The following is a 20,501-nucleotide window of genomic DNA, read 5'->3' as shown; positions in this document are numbered from 1 at the left end:
ATAGCGATTCGCTACAGATTCCCATCCCATGGCTTGAATTTGTTTGAATCTAGTCCAAACTGCATAAGCGCTTTTCCCACAATGTGGTGTACCTGTTCCTCTAAGGTGGAAGGCTTGTTATAAAAAGTGAGCATAGGTGGCAATATGGTGCAACCGCACTCGGCACATTCAAGCAAATTTCGAAGCTGAGCTTTATTAAGCGGCATTTCGCGCGGCATAAGTACTACGCGCCTGTTTTCCTTTAGACAAACATCCGCAGCACGCACTAGTAGATTCGCGTCATATGCATGAGCTATAGCTGACGCGCTTTTCATGCTGCATGGCGCAACTATCATGCCATCAGTCCGAAATGATCCGCTAGATACAAGTGCCCCCAGATCGCCATCTTCATAATTGTGATCCGCTAGCGCGCACACGTCAGATACAGAATAATTCGTTTCGCTCTCTATGGTTTTTTGCGCGCCCTTTGAAATGATTAGATGCGTTTCAACGCCTAATTCACCAAGCGACTTCAATGTCTCAATACCCAAAATGGCACAACTAGCTCCTGAGATACCTACAATTATCCTCATTTGCTGCCTTTCCCACTAAATTGTTGTAGTAGTGAAGATTTCGCGCAAATAACATTCAAACTTACGCGGGCAGAACAACACTTTCAGCTAGAAACTTCTAACGTGAAGAGTGTTAAGAAAGTCCGATAGGGCTCAGTTGAAAGTTCTTTTTGAGCCCTATCACTAGTTGCGTCTAGGCGACGCCAATAATAGTCAGCCACCCTAGGTCAATCAGGGACTGAATAAGAATAAGTACTGTCAAAGGAAGACCCATCTTCAATACCATCTTGTCGGTAAAGCCTGCTTTTTCCATACCCGTTGCCAATGTAGCCTGATGCATCGATAGCAAGTATTGGCTAGACACTACATGGAAGCCCACATACAGCACAAGTGCTGCGGTTACGCTGGGAACAGAACCAGCAAAGGCCAGCAAAATAGGCGTAATAACAGCAGTGGTTGCCATAACAGAACCAACAATCATGTGAATAATTACGCAAACAATGGCAATGAACAGAACGATTAATACCGGATTATCAATAAATGAAGTCGGCAGCAACGTAGAAGCTATCCATCCATTCAAGCCAGTTACACCACCTACTGTACCAATAGCTACAGTACAAGTAACAAATATCAAAGTGCCAAGAGAAATAGACTCTAGCGCGCCCATATTAATGCAGCCAATTCCCGGAAGGAACATCAATGCTGTAATAAAGAACGTTCCAGTCTCTAGTTTAAGACCGAAGAAGTCACAGCCAGCCCAGAAAACCAACAACACAATAAGCCAGCAAATACACTTAATTTCACCAGCCTTTAGACCACCAAGATTTTTCAGTTTTTCGCGACAAACACTAACGTCAATCTTCACTTCGCCTTCAGGCTTGAATACAAAGCTAAACAAAACTGCAGTAAGGATAACCAAGACTAGCGAAGGAATACCAATCTGGAAGAACCATGCAAACCAAGTTACTCCGCCTAAAGCCGAAGAAACTATAGAGTTAATGGCTGCCTCTGCGGTCAGGAATAAAGTCATCGTAGGGACAGAAATGGCAAATACAGCAAATTTCAAAATGCGAGTGTTGTGCTCATTTACAGAATTGGCTAAGCAAATTTCCTCAACAATAACAAGAATTAGAAACGTGCGAGCAAAAGCACTAGGAATTAACAAAGCTAGGACAATATTTAGTACAGTAATAGCTGCAATCATACTCTTGTAGCTTTTGATGAATTTCATGGTACAAACGCCATACGCAATGCGTTTACCAAGCCCTGTACGCTCTACACCTGCAGCAATAAGGAACGCTGCAATAACAATCCAGCAGTTGCAACCTCTATACCATGCACCAAATACATCCGGTGCGGGTGCAATTTGGAACACTATAGTCGCACCCATATATATTGCGGCAGTCACAGGTGCGGGCAAAGCGCTAGTAGCCCACCAGCAAAGCGCCAGCAAAGTAAGCGCCAATTGAGCATGAGCCGCATATTCAAGACCGGGAATAGGAATCAAGAAGATCAAGATTCCCAAAACAAGACCGCCAAACAAACCGATCCATTGCTTTGTGGTCATAGGCTTTCCCTTAGGCGGACCGCCAGCAGGAGGACCCCCCACCGGAGGACCACCAGCAGTAGCCGCAGCAGGAACAGGTACGCCTTTAACTTCTTCAGTAGCGTTCATTAGTTATCTCCTTTGATATAAGGGGTCGGATCCATCTCTAAGAACTTGGCACGATGGAACAGATCGCCGCGCAATTGGAACGGAATAGTGCAATCAAAGATGGTCTTGCATGCCAACCCATCTCGCCAGTAACCTGTATAAACTTGCTTTTCTGATGGATCTAGCGGATGACAAATAGTAGCAGGTATGCGAATAATGTCTTTCTCTGCGTTGAAGCGATAATTCATAGCCCACAGCACATCGTCGGTATCGAAGATATCTATATCATCATCCACCAAAATAACGTTTTTCAGTTCTGTATAAGCTGCCAAAGCCAGAAGACCTGCCTGACGTTCGCGTCCCTGATCTACCGGACGCTTTTTATCAAGCTTCATAATTACCATCGTTTTCCCGCCACCGCTACGAGTAGCATATACATTGGTTACAAGACCGGGAAATGCCTTGTCGCATATGTCAATAATGCTGGCTTCGGTTGGAATACCAGCCATGTTCACGTGCTCCTCAGAACACCCTATAACCGTCTGCATAATTGGATGAATGCGTGTAGTGACAGCCCGCACTTTTACAACAGCAGACTCTCTATGCGCTATACCCTCATATCCGGGGAATTCAGGCATTGCCCAATTATCGTCACGATCGTTATTGTTCTCAGCCATTACCTCATGAGGCATTATTTCGCATTCCAAAACATACTCTGCATTCGCAATACATTTCTGATCAACAGTCAAACATTGAGTAAGCTTAACCGGCTCGTTGCGCAAAGCGCCCGCAATGGAAAGTTCATCTAGCCCCAGCGGCGTGGTAGGCGGCTCAAAGCAGCACGCAACCGAAATAGCTGGATCGATGCCGATATTTACAGACATAGGCATCGGTTTGTCCTGCGCTTCCCACTTACGGCGGAAAATTTCCAAATGGCGCCCGGGAGCGCTATTAAATGTCATCGTATCCTTATCCTGAAGACACAGACGATGAATAGTAATGTCATGTTCGCCAGTAATAGGATCGTTTGAATAGCAGTGCCCCATAGTAATGTAGGGACCTGCATCTTCAGGTGTATTGCGCGGCGCGGGAATAATCTTGCGAATGTCGAAATCTGGATCGGTTGCACGATAAACAACCTCTTGGCATTTAACTTCTTCAGGCGCAGCTTCTACCGGCACAATACGATTATGAACGCTCTTATTCAGAAGGCGCCCCAAATCTTTCGGAGGGCAATCCAAAAGATGACCCACTCTCTCGCGAGTTCCCAGCATGCCAATAAGAACACGTGAATCCGGAAAACCAGCAACATTATTGAACATCATTGCTGGTCCAAGTTTGGTCGGACGCTCTACCACCCCAGCAGCACCCACATAACGATACACGCCTGTTATTTCAGCGTCAGGATCGATAGATTCATTCGTCTCTAAAATCTGTCCGGGTATCGTCTGAAGGTGCTCGATAGCTGAGCGCAAATCGTGAATCTTGGTCATGTAATCCCCCCTTTGTTGATATGAAGTTTTCGCAGAATTGGCGCCGTTTTTCTGGATATTTGCAATGTATTCGGCGCGCATTCATACTTTCAAGATGAAATAGCCTTTAGTACTAAAGGATTAGGCGCTGAACTGGCAATATTTGCTTTTTCGCATACTAAAAACCAAGCAGTTTCTGTAAGATTTTAAATACAATACGCCAAATTTGTATTAACGTGGAAGAAACTTAGGAGATTACTCCTAAGCGGAATCCTTTAATCTTAGACTATGCTTGGAAGTAACAAGGTTGCGAGGGAACTATGGAAGAAGACAAATCCTCTGAACATATCCAGACTAATAGCGATAGTTGCAACAATATCAATATACTCAAGCACAAACCTCCCATGAGTCCGCAAGAGGCGCTTGCACTTATAGGATATGGCTCCTTCATTGGATGGTTTTTCCTGTGTGCTTTTAGCCTTTTGCCGTCCAATGGCACACCACAAACCAGCCCTGAACTATTCTCAGCTTTCCTAATATCGTATTTCTCGGGTTCATTTTTGTTTATACTGCTAAGCGCTTTTACCCCGATTACCATAATCAACAAAAGTAAATGGACGTACGCCCCAATAACGGCCATTTTAAGTTTATTATTACCTGCATACCTTTCAATCGCGTGTCAAATAGGCGAATCTAGCAGCATCATAATTATTATCCTATCTTTTATAACAGGTTGTGCCACTTCGTCTTTTTATTATTTATGGGATAGCCTCAGCCTGCGCATTCGCATATCTAGCCATGTAATATTTTTATGTGTATCTCTAATGATAGGATGTGGGCTTTACTTAATCGCCCAAGGAATAGTGCTTGAACAATATCGTGGAGTTATATGTATTGTTCTTGCCTTCATCAGTTCAGCAATCGCAATGTTCTTACAAAAACTAGCCGACCCAGAAAATGATATATTCTTTACTCCATCCACGACGCAAGATATGCCCAAAATTAGGTTCGGGTCAAAAAACAGACCAGCTATAGCCGAATTGAACAGGCGCATAAGGCTTGTCTTCTTTCTGTTTGGAATAGCTTTTGGCATCGGGTGGATTATGCTGGTTAACAGCCACCCGCTTATTTTGCCACCTGTTTTCATTGTGATAATTTTCGGCACAGTCTTATTGATAGCGCTGTTTTGGCGCGACCCAATAATTCATGACAGATACGTTACGATGCTTATGCGAGTATGCATAATTGTTATAGGCATATGTTTCCTAATGGCGCTTGTGCTACCCGGTCTGCCCGCAATTTTATTCCTGTGTACAGTTTGTGCATTCTGGCAAATCTTTTGGGTAATAGATACGGCTCTTCTTTTACGACATGCCCAAAAATATGCATTTTCAATCTTGAAACACACATCCACCGGTAAACTCAGCAGCGCATCCGGATTCCTTATAGGGCTTATATGCGCCACAATTTGCGCTGGCATTATGGGGTATCAAAACACTTTAGTGGGACTATCGTGCACAGTGATAATTGTTTGCATAATATGCAGTATGACATTATTACCTTTCTCAAATACAACGCTTTTAGCTCAAGCCAAAAGCGAATCAGATAGCAACAGCACAAGTGTTAGACGCGGCCAGCAAACAGGTTGGGAAGAAATATGTCAGCGTTTAGTAACTAAATACCATTTATCGCCACGCGAAGGCGAAATACTTGAATGTATGGCGCGCGGACATAACAATAAAACCATATCAGAAGAGTTAGTAGTTTCAGAGCATACCGTAAAAAGCCATGTATACAATATTTACCAAAAAATGGGCATACACTCGCGCCAAGAAATGTTTGATGCGCTAGAAAAGATATCTAAGGATACATAACATCTTCTCGTTAACTTCTTTCGAACTCATGATCTTCGGGATATAGGCAGAAACGCGTGTCCGTTTTAGTGTAGTTTTCCCTGTTCAGATACCAAATAGATGCCTTTGAAGTCGATGCCGCTCGACTTTCATATAGGAAAAAGTGCGCCTAATTCTCACTTGACACCCCTGTTCATAACTGACTTTTTCTTGGAAAAAGTCAGTTATGAACAGGGGCGAGCGGTGTTTGCTAGAAAATGTGCAATCTGCGGCGGCAAGATGAAGAAAAATGGTCAAAACTTCCAGCTTTCCATGGTCATAGCGCTACATAGCTAACTTGAATTGTGGAGAACACTGGGCAAACAGGGTTCTTCAATTCCATTTTGATTCGTAATTGGCGTAATTTGGCATTATAGACTGTGGAAAGTCGGAAGTTTTGACCATTTTTCGCCTAAAAAGTGACGAAAGCAACACACGGTCTGGTTTGGTCAGAGTTCCACAACAGCGCGCCCTATCCATATGCAACCTACTAAAACAGACACGCTTTTCTGCCTATATGCCGCCTATGTATATTAAAACCCCTTAATACTCAAAGCAGGTCAGAGGCGAAACGCCATCTGACCTGCAAAAAGTCTGGTCGGGTTGACAGGATTTGAACCTGCGGCCTCTGCGTCCCGAACGCAGCGCTCTACCAAGCTGAGCCACAACCCGTAAAAGCATCAGATATGTTACCACACCTGAACACGCACGGCTAAAATATTCTGCGCACGGCGTGCAATTTTAGTGGCGGAAATGCCTGTACCCTGTGAACACCATGCAGATACCTTGCTCGTCTGCCGCCGCGATAACTTCTTCATCACGAATAGAGCCGCCGGGCTGAATAACAGCAACAACACCCGCCTGTGCCAGCACGTCAAATCCATCGCGGAATGGGAAGAATGCATCGCTTGCAGCCACAGCGCCGCGCGCTTTTTCGCCCGCCTGCTCTACAGCAATGCGAGCAGAATTCACACGATTAGGCTGCCCGCCACCAGCGCCAACACTTGCGTGGTTTTTCGCTACTAAAATGGCGTTACTCTTAACCGATTTAACAGCGCGCCAAGCAAACATTAGCTCGTCCATCATCTCGGGCGTAGGCTGCACTTTGGTAGGACATGTAAAGCTAGCCTTATCTTCTGCCACGCCATCTGTCTGTTGCGCCAAAAGACCGCCCTCAACAGAGCGGAATTCCACACCCTGACCCGCAGGGTTCACGCCCCCCGTAGCCAAAAGGCGGCAGTTGGGCTTGCTTGTATACATTTCGCAAGCATCCCCTGAAAATTCAGGAGCAACTATAGCCTCCACAAATTGCTTGTTATCAAATATTGCAGCAACAACTTCGCCCGTAACAGCGCGATTAAACGCCATAACGCCACCGTATGCGCTTACCGGATCGCACTCATGCGCCCGCTTGTAAGCATGCGTCACGTCTACATCTTCGCAAACACCGCAAGGCGTTAAGTGCTTGACTATAACGCATGCAGGCTTGTCATATTCGCGCACAGCAGCCCAAGCCGCATCCAAATCGAGGTAGTTATTATACGAAAGCTCTTTGCCTTGCAGCTGCGTCGCGCGCGCAAGCGAATGCTCGGCACCCGCAAATTCATCGCGCAAATAGAATGCCGCCGCCTGATGCGGGTTCTCGCCATAGCGCAATGCCTGACGCTTTGTAAGCCCCAGCTGCATCTGTTCGGGAAATTCCGGTGAAGCGTCCGCAGCGTCAGCTTCCAGCTGCGCGCCCATCCACTTGGCAATTGCCCCATCATACGCATTTGTAGTGCGAAAAACTTCCAGCGCCAACTTCGCACGGGTATCGCGCAATGTAGCGCCATTGTTGTTGCGCATTTCATCCAAAATAGCATCGTAGCTAGACGGATCAGTTACAACCGCCACGCTTTCAAAATTCTTAGCTGCGCTGCGCAGCATGCTAGGACCGCCTATGTCAATGTTTTCTATACAAGTGTCGAAATCGGCACCGCTAGCTACAGTCTTTTCAAAGGCATACAGATTTACTACCACCATATCTATCATCTCTATGCCGTGTTCTGCAGCCTGAGCCATGTGCGCATCGTTGTTGCGCTTAGCCAAAAGTCCACCATGGACATTAGGATGCAGCGTTTTTACGCGCCCATCCATCATTTCGGGAAATTGAGTAATTTCATCTATAGGTGTCACCTTTATGCCAGCTTCGGCTATAACTTTCGCAGTACCGCCAGTAGATATTATCTGCGCACCGAATTCTTCCGACAAAGCCCGCGCAAATTCCACTATGCCGGCTTTGTCTGTAACAGACATTAACACCCGTTTTACCTTGGGATCCGCCATTTTCCCCTACCTCCCTAAACTGTCTTCGTGCTTCTTGCGTGCCTCTTCGCTATAACGCTGTTTGTAGCGTACATCTATTAACTCGGCAACAATGGCAATAGCAAGTTCTGCAGGTGTTTTCGCACCAAAATTTAGCCCAATGGGTCGCTTAACGCGCTGCCAATCTGCCTCGGACACGCCAGCACCCAAAACCAAATCGTGAACCGTAGAGTTTTTGCCCGCGCACCCCATCATGCCAACATAGTGCACGTTGTTCTGCAGCGCCCAAACACAACTTTCCGGATCAAACATATGCCCGCGAGTTAGCACACATACATAGTCTTCCGGTTTAGCCGGCATGTTCGCCAATTCATCAAAATTCCCACCGTGCAACATAATGCGTTCGGCGCACGGGAAACGCTCTTCATTCAAGAACGCAGGATCGTAATCAACCGCAATTACATGAAAACCTACATGGTCAGCCAAGCGCGCCAATTCCACCGCCGCATCGCTTGCGCCCAAAAGCCAAACGCGCACTTTACCAAACAGCGGCTGGCTAGCCCACGTAAGACCATCAAACTGATCGTTGTGCATGGAAGGTCCGCGCGTAACATCTTTCATCTGGAACACGTCGCGCGCACTTACTTCGCGACTAGCTACAATCTCTTTTGCGTCGTTGCAGAAAAAGACTAAGTCTTGCCCGTCAGCTGAACCCACATCGCCATACTTCTTTGTAACTTCGTTATCTACATTTTGGACGGCTTTTGCGCAATCATATACCACCTTAAAGCCTAGCCACGCCAAGTCGCCCTCGTCAATTGCCCGCAACGCGCGTTCAAACGTAGGAATATCAGCCTGAGTAAGCGCTGCCGCTATGCGCGCTAGCACATCGGGACCAATATGACTGTCACCTTCTGTAGCCTCTTTTGAAAACGCTGGAAAATCTGCCACAGAAAGCCGCGGCGTGTGCCCCGCACGCAAGTCTTCAATTATTCCTTGAATAGTTTCACGCTTCATATATATGCACCTTGCCTTCCGAATCTATTTCCATGCGCCCCTCAGCTATGGCGCGCAGCACTTGCGGATATAACTCGTGTTCTACATTATGTATGCGAGCCTCTAGAGAATCTATGGTATCGCCCTCAATTAAAGGCACCGCACGCTGGGCAATTATGGGACCTTTGTCGTATTCTTCGTTGGCAAAATGCACGGTAACACCGGTTACTTTTACGCCCGCATCCCACGCATCGCGTATGGCATGCGCACCCTTAAACGATGGCAACAAAGCTGGGTGCAAATTCAATACCCTATTCGGAAAAGCATCTAACACCACCGAGGTTATCATTCGCATGTATCCAGCCATCACCAAGTACTCAGCACCAGCTTCGCGCATGATATTTACTATGCGCGAATCGGCTGCACGTGCGTCTGCATACACGCTACGGTCAAACACCGTTGTGGGTATGCCCGCTTTTTGCGCACGCTGTATGCCGAATGCATCTGGGCGTGAAGATATCACGTGCACTATTTCTACAGGAAGCCCACACTCTATCTGGTCTAATATTGCTTGCAGATTCGTTCCGCTTCCCGAAAGCAATACGCCGCATTTAAGCGCGCACATATTCCACCTCACCAGAACCGGACACCACACGCCCTATGTTGTGCACTTTTTCGCCCGCAGCGTCTAGTGCCGCCTTCACATCGTATTCGGTGCTGGCATCCACCACCAACACCGCACCTATTCCCATATTGAATGTCTTTAAGCGCTCGGTTTCGCTAAGATTTGCCGCCTCGCAAGTATATTCAACGATTGGAGGCACAACCCACGAGCCTAGCTGCACTTGCGCATTCATATTAGAAGGAAGTGCGCGATTCAAATTTTCCGTTATGCCACCACCGGTTATATGCGCCAGAGAATGCACCGCGCCCGGCAAACTGCGCAACACATCAAGCACCGGCTTTACATATATGCGCGTTGGAATCAGAAGAGCCTCAAGCACACTTTTGCCGCCGAGCTTTTCCACGGGCGCTTTCAGTTCATCGGCGCTTTTGCCCTCTACCAAAACCTTGCGCGCCAGCGAATAACCATTCGAATGCAATCCGCTAGACTCAAGCCCAAGCAAAACGTCGCCAACATGCACATTTTGAGGCCCTAACATGCGCGGCTTATCAACTATACCGACGCAAAAGCCGCTTAGGTCGTAATCGTCAGGGTCCATAACGCCGGGGTGTTCAGCCATCTCTCCCCCGATAAGCGATGCGCCTGCCTGCTTGCATCCATCGGCTATGCCAGCCACTATGTCGTGCATCTGCTCGGCAGAAAGCTTTCCCACGGCAACATAGTCCAAAAAGAACAAAGGCTCGGCACCGGTAGCAAGAATATCGTTTGCACACATCGCAACTAAATCAATTCCGACACTTGTATGCTTACCAAGCATTTGAGCTACTTTAAGCTTGGTACCCACACCATCGGTTCCGCTTACAAGCAGCGGCTCTTCCATTTCCTTTGCTGCAGCTATGCTGAAAAGACCGCCAAAACCACCTATATCGCCCACCACTTCATGTCTATATGTGGCACCGACCAGCCCCTTTATAGCATCAACCGCACGCGCACCTTCTACCGTGCTAACACCAGCCTGTGCGTAAGTAATTTGTTCGCCCATCCACACCACCTTCCGAAGTTTTCACTTGCCTCTATTCTAACTTCTAACTAGCAAAACCTTTAGTGCGTTTCGCTAATATCAGGCAAGGTATTTTCAGGCGATAAATTACCGCAAGGAAACTATTTAGCGAAAGATGGTATTCTGGGGCAGTATTGAAATAGAATTCAATATCGGCAATACGTTCAAGTAAGGAAGGAAATACCGATGCAAACGAATCACGCTAAAGCCATTAAGGGTCTTAGCATTGCTGTTGTCGTTCTTGCCGCATTAGGAATTATTGGCAGTCTAATCGGGGCGATTGCAATGATAGCTATGGGTCCGGCGCTAGAATATGCCGCAACAGGCATTGAATACGACAACGGATATTATTCTCATTCCGACGGTGCAATAGTTGCACAAATTTTAATGGCAGTTGGCGAAGCCATGTTTGTGTGGACGCTTATATGCTGCATTTTAGTATTGGTCGCTGGCATAACAGGACTACGCTTCCATAACAATCAGCAGAAATTGGGGAATGTCTTCGGCTGGGCAATTGCGGGTGCCATCCTAAGTTTCCTTGGAGGCAGCATAGTTACATGCGTACTGTTAATTATCGTAGCTGTGTTCGCTAGTAAAGACCGCCAATTAGTGAAAGCCGGCGTTTATAACCAATCAGCGCCAACAGGCATTCCTGCACAACCAATACAGATACCCGCACAGCCGGTGCAACCAGTACAGCCGGTGCAACCAGTACAGTCGGTGCAACCGGTGCAACCAATGCAGCCTACTGCCCCCGAACAGCCAACAACACAACCCGAACAAGTAGCAGATCAGACCAATACAACCACACAAAGCAACCAGTAAATTATGGCATATAGGCAAAAAGTGTGTAGAATTCTCACTTGACGGGGCTGTAACAAAAGTCTTGAATGGTTATCTTGAACCGCTATATATTGAAATGAAATGCAAGAAACCCACCACATATTGTGGCGGGTTTCTTATTGATGAGACTTCTGTTACAGCCCCGAGCGGTGTCTATCTCAAAATGCAGCATTTGCGGCAGCAAAATGTCAAAGAACAAATTCACTAAAGCCGGAAGGCAGAGGTGGAGATGTAGCTTATGCGGAGGCTCTAGTGTTAGGAAAAACGATACCTCTGCAAGATATCTTAAAGTGTTTGTTGGATGGCTTTTGGGTAAACTCTCAACACCTTGACGCTAGATTACGATTCAGCTCATCCGCATACTAGTTCAAAAAAGTTAGAAAAATGGTCAAAACTTTCAGCTTTCCATGGTCATAGTGCCACATAGCTAACTTGAAATGTGGAGGACACTGGGCAAACAGGGTTCTTCAATTCCATTTTGATTCGTAATTGGCGTAATTTGGCATTATAGACTGTGGAAAGTCGGAAGTTTTGACCATTTTTCGCCTAAAAAGTGACGAAGGCAACACACGTTCTGGTTTGGTCAGAGTTCCAAAACAGCGCGCCCTATCCATATGCAATCTACTAAAACAGACACGCTTTTCTGCCTATATGCCTGAATTATTTGTTAGCTAATACAGCGGCATGAAATAACTGCCGCCGAAAGAGAATCGCCCGACCGTTCTATAAGAATGGTCGGGCGATTTTGCTGCATCATCCCCTGATGAGGTGCAGCCGCTGCAGACGAAGATGTCCCGCGCCTTCGCTCTTCGCGACGCATCCTAGCCTTTCGCGCGCATATTGCCGAAGCCCCCTTTTCATCAGCATGCGTGTTCATAGGCTGAACAGTCAAAGCCTTGCAACGCTCGAAGTATACATCATTATTCGCCTTCTTTTGAAAAAACCTTATCGAAATCATGTTTAGTGAAAAAGCTAAGTTGTGCCACATCTTCAGGAATAGCAACCGGATAATCGCCCGTGAAGCACGCATCGCAGAACCCCTGAGTATGCGCATCGCTTACAGCCTCGCGCAATCCATCCAGCGACAAAAACGCCAAAGAGTCAGACCCAATCCATTCATTCATTTGCTCAAGCGACATATTTGCCGCTATAAGCTGATCGCGCGTATCAGTATCTATACCATAGAAGCATGGCCACATAACTTCTGGACTAGTTATGCGCAAATGCACCTCTGTTGCACCAGCATCTCGGAGCATTTGCACCAGCTTCTTGCTTGTATTGCCGCGCACTATGCTATCGTCAATAACCACCAGCCGCTTGCCAGCTATTACATTTGAAAGCGGATTCAACTTCAACCGAATACCCAACTGTCGCATTTCCTGAGTAGGCTGTATGAAAGTGCGCCCAACATAACGATTTTTCACTATGCCGTCGGTGTATTCTATGCCGCTCTCAGCTGAAAAACCAAGCGCCGCAGGTACCCCGCTGTCTGGCACCCCTAGCACCAAATCGGCATCAGCCGGAGCTTCGCGCGCCAAAATGCGCCCCGTATTGCGACGCGCCTTATAAACACTTTGCCCATCTATTACGCTATCGGGTCGCGCAAAATATACGTATTCAAAGATGCAAGCTGCTGGCTTTTTAGAAGGAACTGCCTGTACAGATGCCACACCGTCTTGCCCAATCCTGACTATTTCACCGGGATTTATATCGCGCACATACTGAGCGCCAACTATATCCAAACCGCAAGTTTCAGATGAAACCACCCATCCGCGGTTATTAGCCAACTTTCCCATGCACAGCGGTCTTATGCCGTGCGGATCGCGAAAAGCATAAAGAGCATCAGCCGTACATATGACCATTGCGTATGCGCCCGCCATCAAATTCATAGCGCTTGTAATACCGTCGCGCAGATGATGCGTCTTTCGTGTAACCAAACCTATTGCCTTTGCGGCTACCTCAGAATCGGTAGAAGATCGCAGTTGTACGCCCTGATCTATTAGCTGCGCACGCATGCTGTTTGTATTAGTAAGTGTGCCGTTGTGCGCCAACGCAAACAGCACTTCATCTATAGCTGACATATGCGGCTGCGCGGCTTCCCATACCGCTTTGCTACCGCTGGTGGAATAACGCACGTGACCTATCGCAACATCGCCCGTAAGGCTGGCAAGCGCAGCTTCATTGAATACCTGAGTTACAAGCCCAAGATCTTTCTCTACGGTGACGGTGTAACCGTCGCCCACAGCAATGCCCGCGCTTTCCTGTCCGCGATGCTGCAGCGCCTGCAAACCAAAACCCGTCATTCGCGCCACATCGCTTCCGGGCGCATATACTCCAAAAATTCCGCATTCTTCCTGAGGATGATCGGGGTGTTCCCCACACTCTATCCAGTCGCTCATAAAAGCCTTTCAGCTATCGCACCTTCTACGCTTTCAATATCGCCTTGATCAACTAGCGAATTTCCTTGCGAAACCGTACTTCCGGCTGGCAAAAATTCGTCCACTGAACAAAACGTTACTATGCGATAGTTTACATCTGGATAGCTGCATGTAGAAAATGCAAATACTTGCTTAATGTCGTCTACCGGCGGCGCCGGCGGATCGGGATTTACAGTAGAGGTGTCTATGCGCTTTTGCACATAATCGTGAAAGTCTTGCATAGAATCAAAGTCGGGAATGACAATATCGGTTGATGACCCCGGCACTTTATCGACGGCAAACGATGTAGTTCGGAAGTTCCCTTCCGGGGTTAATACGTAAAATGTGCGTAGCTGGTTGAACAGTTCATCGTTCCAAGCAAAATCGCCCAAAGTGGCAAACATTGTGCCGTTAGCCATATGGTGTCCGTATATTACGTTTACTTGGTCGGTCCAATCGGGCGAATTTACGCCAGCTAGCATTATACAGCCGTATTCAGCGCCAAAATCGCCAACAGAATTTTGACCAAAGTTGTGCTTTAAATAATATTTGTCATCGTTTTCGCGCCAGCAAATTGGGTAGCTAATATTTGTGCCGGGCACATAAACCCATCCCACCACATCGGGGTTAATTGCGCGCAACGCATCCCAGTCTACATCGAAGCTTCCAAGAGTTGTAACTCCGCTGTTGTCGTTTATGGTGAAATTCTCGTCGCTGAGTTTGGTGTATTCGTTTTGCCCGTTCCAATACGTGAAAAGTAACCAGCCCAAGCCGCCTAGCGCACACGCCAGAACCACTATAGCCAATATAAATACTACGCGCCAAGCCCCGCCTTTGCGCTTTTGCTTTTTGCTTGGCTTCTGAGAATTGGGCTGCATTGGAGGCTGCATTTGCGCACGGTTGCCCTGCAAATTACCATGCTGATACATATTCGGTTGAACTGAACCATGCGAGACTTGCGTACCCGCCCGCCCGTTCAGTTTGGGTCCGAAACTGTAGGTCATACCTTCCTTGTGCCTTTTGCCTGTGCGCCGGTTTTAAGTTATTTCTTCTTCATTTCATCGAAGAAACCCTTGCCTACAAAAACAACGACAAGAATAACTATTATTGCAATAATAATTCCGACTACCCAAGGCTGAGCCAAGAACTCAAAGATATCCATTGAAACTCCTAGTCGTATTCAAACATTACACTAATTTTAATGCAAAGTGCACACTAAGCAACTATGCCATTTCTATTGCGCCATCCTTTGGTGAATAAGCGCAAGAATATGGACTTCATTGCGTTCTGCATGATATTCATAGATGACATCAAAAGGCGCAATGACCAGCTTGCGTACAGTTTTGCCATATTTCCTGCGAATTGATTGAGGCACTATACCAGAACCGATCTCGGGCATATCGGACAATAAAGAAATAGCATCCATGATCTCTTTGCGCTTGCTGGCAAGAAGTACTTGTGCAACGTCATTTAAGAAACCTTCAGTAAAAAGAATTTCAGGCATCTGTACGCCTCTTGACTTCTTCATATGCCGCCTCGATACCTTTTACATATCGCCCAGCAGCAATATCTGCGCGTCCCCGTTCAATAGCAGATGCCATACAAGCCTCATATACCGCACTTTCTGCAGCCTCGTTAAGCTTCTCTTGAAACATATCCTCAGTACAAAACACGTAAGCCCCAACACCGTTTTCGGTTATACGTACAATATTTGACTGAGCGGCTTTTTTTATCTCTCCTTGTTTCTTTTGTAGCGCAGAGATTGGGAAAATAGGCTCCATTGTCACCGTCATACAGCATCCTTTCGGAAGAAAATATACTATAGAATAGTATATAAGTTATTCCGACTGACTAAAAGCGACTTTTTAAAGCTACTCTGAAGAGGGCTTAATTTAGTGTGCCCTAATTTTGTCCCGGGCGTAGACTTAAGGTTAGATTTTCTTTATTTAACCTGTTCAGACATAGGATTTGGCTATTTATCCCATACGTTTTAAGACTTGCCCGGAAAGGCCAGCAAACCGCACATTGTAGTCCTCTCACTATTTTAGTCGATAACAACACTTGCATGCCTTGGTTCAAAGCAGCAACACGGTCGCAAGCAAACAATGCGCACACCACTCGCCCGAGCAGGTCCAATTTTTAGAAAAGTGCCTAGAACAGTTGTTGAGCCACCTATACCCATAGGTCCTATACCACTTGCATTAACAGCATCCGATATGCGCTGTTCCATCTCAGATTGATTACCATATCTCCCATCTACCTGAGCCTGAAGCATTAGATTTACTGCCTCATAGTGCGAACGACCAATGCCGATAGCTAAGGTACAAGGAGAACAACCCAGTTGAAGACAAGCCTCTTTAGCCCATTCAATAATCTGATTCTCAATATTAGAAGCATCGTGTCGGTGAAATATACGGTAGCTTCTTCCCCGTATAGCAGGTCCACCGCCAAGCATCAAAACATGAATTCGAAAAATATCCTCGTTGATTCTTCGTATAGCAACAGGAGCGATATCTAGCATGGCAGGATCGTCATACATACCCAAAGTCTGTCCCAAACGATCCTCGCCATCCCCCTTTACAGCCATAGGTCTCCCAGGAAGCCTGCGTAAGCCCTCTGCAACACCTAATTCGATTGCCTTTAGAATTTCGCCATTGACAATCTTACTAGGCCCAACCTCAAGCAAAATATGAGGAATGCCGGTATCGTCACACAAAGGACTCGAATTTTGTTCTGCAGCCTCTCCGTTAGCAAGCATAATCTCTAGTAGCCATTTAGCCGTTTCGTTCTTCTCGCATTCAATAGCCCTCATATAAGCATGTTTCTTATCATTAGGATAAGCGGAACTAGCTTCAATCAAACAACTGGCAACTTTATCAACTATAAGTTTTTGACAATCCATTGCTATCCTTGATATATGCTTTTACCATGCGCAGCAGCTATAACAGCAGGACATTCTTCAAGTTCAATTTCGTATAGAGCTTCCATTCCTAGCTTGGAAAATGCAACCACTCTCTTTGATGTCATGCCTTTCCCAAGCAACGCTGTAACTGGAGGAACAACAGCATAAACGGCACCGCTTTCTTCTAATTTTGCAATTGTAGTATCTGAAAGAGAACCCTTACCTAGAAATACCCTCACGCCTACATCACAAAGCGGTCCGAAGCTTTCCTCAATTTCAAGCTTATTGCTAGATGTTGGTCCTATACCAGCTTCGCTGACAGCTGTATGTAAGATGGCGGCACCCTCAAAATTTATACCAATATCATTAATATTTCCGCTATCAATCAACTCGCAGACTTTAGGAAGAGCTGCGTCACGTCCACAGATAACACGTCCTGAAAAGATAGCCCTATCACCAACAAACAAATCCGACACATCCGAAATAGGTAATTTAATATGTTTATATTCAGCACGCATCGCATTACCTTTATACACCGAAAAGCTCAACGTATCTCTTCTCGTTTTCAATAACACCATATGCTTTTGCGCGCATGGCTACTTTACGTGCCCAGTTAGTATGAGGAGCTATTTCATTCATTTTGTTAGCTTGCGTGCTTTTTACCACTCCACTGTTTGTGTTAAGTATTTGCATCGCATCGTTATATTCCTCACGTGTAACCGCTTGTAATGCATTGACAAACCTTATATGGGTTGGATGGATAACCGTACGACCAACAAAACCGTTAGCCTTATCGAGAATCACCTCACGTAATAGACCGTCGACTTCCTCGTTGAAAATACGATGACGTCTCAGAAGTCTATCTTCGATATCAATTTTAGGTAAATCTTCAAACATCATTTCCTTAGGAGCGCGAAAGTACTCCCATACAGGTCCAGATACAACATAATCGTTATTACGACTAAAAACATTTAAAATGTCACTTAAAATTTCTCGTACAGTCAGAATATCGTAGATAGAATAATCAACACCACGACGAGCACCAAAGCAACTACTAAAGTCAGTAGCACCAACTCGTACCTGCAAAACAATATCTTTATAGTCATCTAGGATTTCGCGCACCGCCATAAGCTCACCCATGCGACTCTCTTTGAACGCAACCTTAGAATCCTCAAGAATAGGCATACCGTAGAGAATTTCTCCGAGCTCATCATTGAGTTGTTTGAGATAGTTGAAATATGCCTCACCATTGCGGCTATTAAATTTAGGAAAATTAAACCCGCACAAAAGCTTTGATTGACGCACTGTCAGCTGCTGAGCAAAACGATGAAATTGTCCAATCGAACGAACACGGCAAAATATTAAAGGAACTCTATCGATATCAAGACTTCCATCCTCAATTGCATCTACCAAGATATCAAGCAGCGCAAGCGAATTGGCTTCAGCTTCATATACTTTGTCCGCAGGACACGCATCCTCGAAACATAGAACCATAGATGTTAGTTCAGGCAGCCAGCCAGAAATTATCTTACCAGCAAAGTCCTGTGTCCCAGGCATATACATAGTTGCACCAAGACAGAAACGTAACAACTCAGAATCGGTATGCTTATTAAACTCAATTGGTTCCTTAACGAACATAAAACCGGGGTTATAAAGATGATGTCTCATAGGATCCTTTCCTCTATGCTCTTTACCAACCGATCGAACCTGCAGGTGAAGCAATCGCCTCAGGGTAGTACTCATCAATAATGCGCTTCACAAGTGCAACCTGTTTTGCACGCTGACAAGCCTGTTCAACTGTTGTATCCCAGCTATGTGTGCCAGCAACACTCCCGCCAGTTTTGAGGTAAACAGGAGCTGCCACACGAATCATTTCAGGAACCTCGTAATGACGAATAAAACCACCAGAAGAAGTCGGATTTTCAGTATGAATGTCAATAGGAATGTTGACTGCTTGACGTATCGCTGCAAGCATTTGAAGCTGTATATCGCGCACCGGATTAATGCTATCAAGCCCTATGGATTCAAACAACTTTGCAGAGCAAGGATTAGATATTCCAGCATGCGCTGACATCTTAAAGTGACAATCTATCGGAATCTCTCCAACCTTGCGCGCTTCATTTAGTACCCACAGACAGCCCTCGTCATAGACAAGAAAACCACGAACTCCAAATTTAGCAGCACGTTTAACTTCTTCAATTGCTCGCACAATCTGTTCTTGACCGCGCAAACGATAGCCAATTCTCTTGCCCTCTTCGGTCTTAGCCGAAGCAGAAGTGTCCGTTGTTGCTCGCGGACCAATAGCAAGAATTAATTGAGTGCGATACTTGGAAGCAAGAGAAACCATCTGCTCAATTTCGCTATCAAGTAGCGACATAATTCCCTTAGTCTGCGTAACGCGATGTATATCAATTTCATATTCATGAAGTTTTTCTAGCAGTGCTCGCATAGCGGCTGGACCTTGAATGCCAGGCACTTCAAATCGATACTGTGCTCCATCGGTAAACCTCTTCTGAGAAACCGGTAAGTCATATGCATCACCTTTGGGTAAACCAATGCTTCCCAGAAAGTCCCTTGTCTCATCCATAGTTGTCATCCAAGACCCCTTCAATCTTTGATTTTCAAGTTGCAAATAATAAAATCCATCGTTGTAGTTTTAATCAGATCTAAGCTCTCGCATCAAACAGCTCTTCATATCTGTAGGGTTAATCTCAAGTCCCGGAATATCGGATCGAATTCCAGGACGAATATAAACATCGAGAAATGCAGCATTATTCTTCTTGCATAGTTCTTCAGCAGCCCAAGAAATATCATCGGTGCAAAAAACAGGACCGCCAACAGTCTCATAGCCGCATGCTGCTGCAATCGTCGTTAGATCAATATCTTGTCCAGCTGATGGTCGACCACCAACTGACTCATGCATACCATTATTAAGTACTATATGAAGAAAATTGGGAGCTTCATATCGCGAGGGCATAGTAAAAGCACCCATATGCATAATCGCTGCAGCATCTCCATCAAGACATATAACCTGTCTGTCTGGTACAGCCAGAGCTATTCCTAAAGCGATCGAAGACGCATGTCCCATTGAGCCAACATTCAAATAATCGCAAGAATGATTCTCTCCTCGAGCCTCTCTCAAATAATAAAGCTCCCTTGCAGCGCGACCTGTAGTAGCCGAATAGAGGCTATCAGCAGGAGCTGAATCGAGAACAACTTCTATAGCTTCTTCTCTACTTAAGAGCAGCTTCTTGCCGATAATAGAACTTTTAAGACCGCTGAATATGTCCTTCGGCACAAGAATAGCGACTGGCATGTTTTCATCGCGTGCTTTTGACACCATTTGAGTTACAGCATAAAAAGTCTCAGATTGTTCATCATTAAGTACTATATACGGAATTCCTATATCACTAAGTAAAGATGGGGTGATTTCCCCTTGTAGCTTATGCTGCACATGGTCCAAATGCCACGGATCACCTCTCCAACCAATAAGTAATATTATCGGAATACCGAGCATTTCACGACATGCAAGAGAAACAAGCGGATTGATAGCATTTCCAAGTCCAGAGTTTTGCATATATACAAGTGGCACTTCGCCTGTTGCTAAATAGTGACCCACCGCAATGCCAATAGCGTTTCCCTCATTGGCGGCAACTACGTTGCTATTGTGGTTGCAATATGTTTGTAATTCAGCGCAAAACTCGTATAAATAAGAATCAGGTACACCAGTGTAGAATCTAACTCCCACATCAGAGAGAGCTTCAATAAACTTCGTTGCTTGCATG

Annotated in this window: 19 protein-coding genes and 1 tRNA gene; 2 read left to right on the top strand and 18 right to left on the bottom strand. The window is 45.8% G+C overall.

Annotated features, from left to right (window positions below):
• Positions 1 to 11: 11 nt before the first annotated feature.
• The 3 genes from G7Y46_RS05990 to G7Y46_RS05980 form a co-directional block, all read right to left on the bottom strand.
• Positions 12 to 572 (bottom strand): UbiX family flavin prenyltransferase, encoded by a 561-nt coding sequence (locus tag G7Y46_RS05990; RefSeq protein ID WP_165253233.1) that lies wholly within the window; start codon positions 570 to 572, stop codon positions 12 to 14.
• Between the two features lie 172 nt (positions 573 to 744).
• Positions 745 to 2,226, bottom strand: a complete 1,482-nt coding sequence (locus G7Y46_RS05985) for an anion permease (protein ID WP_165253231.1) — start codon at positions 2,224 to 2,226, stop codon at positions 745 to 747.
• Entirely contained in the window at positions 2,226 to 3,698 is a 1,473-nt protein-coding gene (locus G7Y46_RS05980; protein WP_165253229.1) for a UbiD family decarboxylase, read from the bottom strand. The genes G7Y46_RS05985 and G7Y46_RS05980 overlap by 1 nt, the downstream gene beginning before the upstream one ends.
• A gap of 383 nt (positions 3,699 to 4,081) precedes the next feature.
• On the opposite strand from G7Y46_RS05980, the gene G7Y46_RS05975 reads away from it, so the two are divergent.
• Positions 4,082 to 5,551, top strand: a complete 1,470-nt coding sequence (locus G7Y46_RS05975) for a helix-turn-helix transcriptional regulator (RefSeq protein WP_165253227.1) — start codon at positions 4,082 to 4,084, stop codon at positions 5,549 to 5,551.
• Between the two features lie 613 nt (positions 5,552 to 6,164).
• Here the strand turns inward: G7Y46_RS05975 and G7Y46_RS05970 are convergent.
• The 5 genes from G7Y46_RS05970 to purM form a co-directional block, all read right to left on the bottom strand.
• A tRNA-Pro gene (locus G7Y46_RS05970) sits at positions 6,165 to 6,241 on the bottom strand.
• Positions 6,242 to 6,310: 69 nt separating this feature from the next.
• Positions 6,311 to 7,894 (bottom strand): bifunctional phosphoribosylaminoimidazolecarboxamide formyltransferase/IMP cyclohydrolase, encoded by a 1,584-nt coding sequence (gene purH, locus G7Y46_RS05965; RefSeq protein ID WP_165253225.1) that lies wholly within the window; start codon positions 7,892 to 7,894, stop codon positions 6,311 to 6,313.
• A gap of 6 nt (positions 7,895 to 7,900) precedes the next feature.
• Positions 7,901 to 8,890, bottom strand: coding sequence for an XdhC family protein (locus G7Y46_RS05960; RefSeq protein ID WP_165253223.1), 990 nt, complete (start codon positions 8,888 to 8,890; stop codon positions 7,901 to 7,903).
• The gene (gene purN / locus G7Y46_RS05955) at positions 8,880 to 9,494 is read right to left on the bottom strand and encodes a phosphoribosylglycinamide formyltransferase (protein WP_165253221.1); all 615 of its coding nucleotides are present in this window, start codon (positions 9,492 to 9,494) and stop codon (positions 8,880 to 8,882) included. The genes G7Y46_RS05960 and purN overlap by 11 nt, the downstream gene beginning before the upstream one ends.
• Positions 9,481 to 10,536 carry a phosphoribosylformylglycinamidine cyclo-ligase gene (gene purM, locus G7Y46_RS05950; protein ID WP_165253219.1) on the bottom strand — a complete coding sequence of 352 codons (1,056 nt, stop codon included), beginning with the start codon at positions 10,534 to 10,536 and terminating at the stop codon, positions 9,481 to 9,483. The genes purN and purM overlap by 14 nt, the downstream gene beginning before the upstream one ends.
• A 204-nt stretch (positions 10,537 to 10,740) precedes the next feature.
• On the opposite strand from purM, the gene G7Y46_RS05945 reads away from it, so the two are divergent.
• Positions 10,741 to 11,379: a hypothetical protein gene (locus G7Y46_RS05945; RefSeq protein WP_165253141.1), complete on the top strand. Its 639-nt coding sequence runs from the start codon at positions 10,741 to 10,743 to the stop codon at positions 11,377 to 11,379.
• 685 nt (positions 11,380 to 12,064) lie between these two features.
• On the opposite strand, the gene G7Y46_RS05940 is transcribed toward G7Y46_RS05945, so the two are convergent.
• The 10 genes from G7Y46_RS05940 to aepY form a co-directional block, all read right to left on the bottom strand.
• On the bottom strand, positions 12,065 to 12,289 hold the full coding sequence (locus G7Y46_RS05940; RefSeq protein WP_165253217.1) for a hypothetical protein: 225 nt from the start codon (positions 12,287 to 12,289) through the stop codon (positions 12,065 to 12,067).
• A 28-nt stretch (positions 12,290 to 12,317) separates the two neighbouring features.
• Positions 12,318 to 13,796 carry an amidophosphoribosyltransferase gene (purF, locus tag G7Y46_RS05935; protein WP_165062265.1) on the bottom strand — a complete coding sequence of 493 codons (1,479 nt, stop codon included), beginning with the start codon at positions 13,794 to 13,796 and terminating at the stop codon, positions 12,318 to 12,320.
• Complete coding sequence (locus G7Y46_RS05930) at positions 13,793 to 14,818, bottom strand: class B sortase (protein ID WP_165253215.1); 1,026 nt, start codon at positions 14,816 to 14,818, stop codon at positions 13,793 to 13,795. The genes purF and G7Y46_RS05930 overlap by 4 nt, the downstream gene beginning before the upstream one ends.
• A 230-nt stretch (positions 14,819 to 15,048) precedes the next feature.
• Positions 15,049 to 15,318 (bottom strand): type II toxin-antitoxin system RelE/ParE family toxin, encoded by a 270-nt coding sequence (locus tag G7Y46_RS05925; RefSeq protein WP_165253213.1) that lies wholly within the window; start codon positions 15,316 to 15,318, stop codon positions 15,049 to 15,051.
• Positions 15,311 to 15,607 (bottom strand): hypothetical protein, encoded by a 297-nt coding sequence (locus tag G7Y46_RS05920; RefSeq protein ID WP_165253211.1) that lies wholly within the window; start codon positions 15,605 to 15,607, stop codon positions 15,311 to 15,313. Before G7Y46_RS05920 ends, G7Y46_RS05925 begins: the two co-directional genes overlap by 8 nt.
• A gap of 251 nt (positions 15,608 to 15,858) precedes the next feature.
• On the bottom strand, positions 15,859 to 16,716 hold the full coding sequence (locus tag G7Y46_RS05915; protein WP_165253209.1) for a fumarate hydratase: 858 nt from the start codon (positions 16,714 to 16,716) through the stop codon (positions 15,859 to 15,861).
• 2 nt (positions 16,717 to 16,718) lie between these two features.
• Positions 16,719 to 17,294 carry a fumarate hydratase C-terminal domain-containing protein gene (locus G7Y46_RS05910; protein ID WP_206214178.1) on the bottom strand — a complete coding sequence of 192 codons (576 nt, stop codon included), beginning with the start codon at positions 17,292 to 17,294 and terminating at the stop codon, positions 16,719 to 16,721.
• Entirely contained in the window at positions 17,245 to 18,384 is a 1,140-nt protein-coding gene (locus G7Y46_RS05905) for an HpcH/HpaI aldolase/citrate lyase family protein (RefSeq protein ID WP_165253207.1), read from the bottom strand. Before G7Y46_RS05905 ends, G7Y46_RS05910 begins: the two co-directional genes overlap by 50 nt.
• 22 nt (positions 18,385 to 18,406) lie before the next feature.
• On the bottom strand, positions 18,407 to 19,312 hold the full coding sequence (locus G7Y46_RS05900; protein ID WP_165253205.1) for a peptidase: 906 nt from the start codon (positions 19,310 to 19,312) through the stop codon (positions 18,407 to 18,409).
• A gap of 60 nt (positions 19,313 to 19,372) precedes the next feature.
• The gene (gene aepY, locus G7Y46_RS05895) at positions 19,373 to 20,500 is read right to left on the bottom strand and encodes a phosphonopyruvate decarboxylase (protein WP_165253203.1); all 1,128 of its coding nucleotides are present in this window, start codon (positions 20,498 to 20,500) and stop codon (positions 19,373 to 19,375) included.
• Position 20,501 lies beyond the last annotated feature (1 nt).

This window comes from Adlercreutzia sp. ZJ304 (assembly GCF_011039075.1).
Classification (GTDB): domain Bacteria; phylum Actinomycetota; class Coriobacteriia; order Coriobacteriales; family Eggerthellaceae; genus Adlercreutzia_A.
Note: the sequence above shows the minus strand (reverse complement) of the source record. Positions and strands in the feature narration are given on the sequence as shown.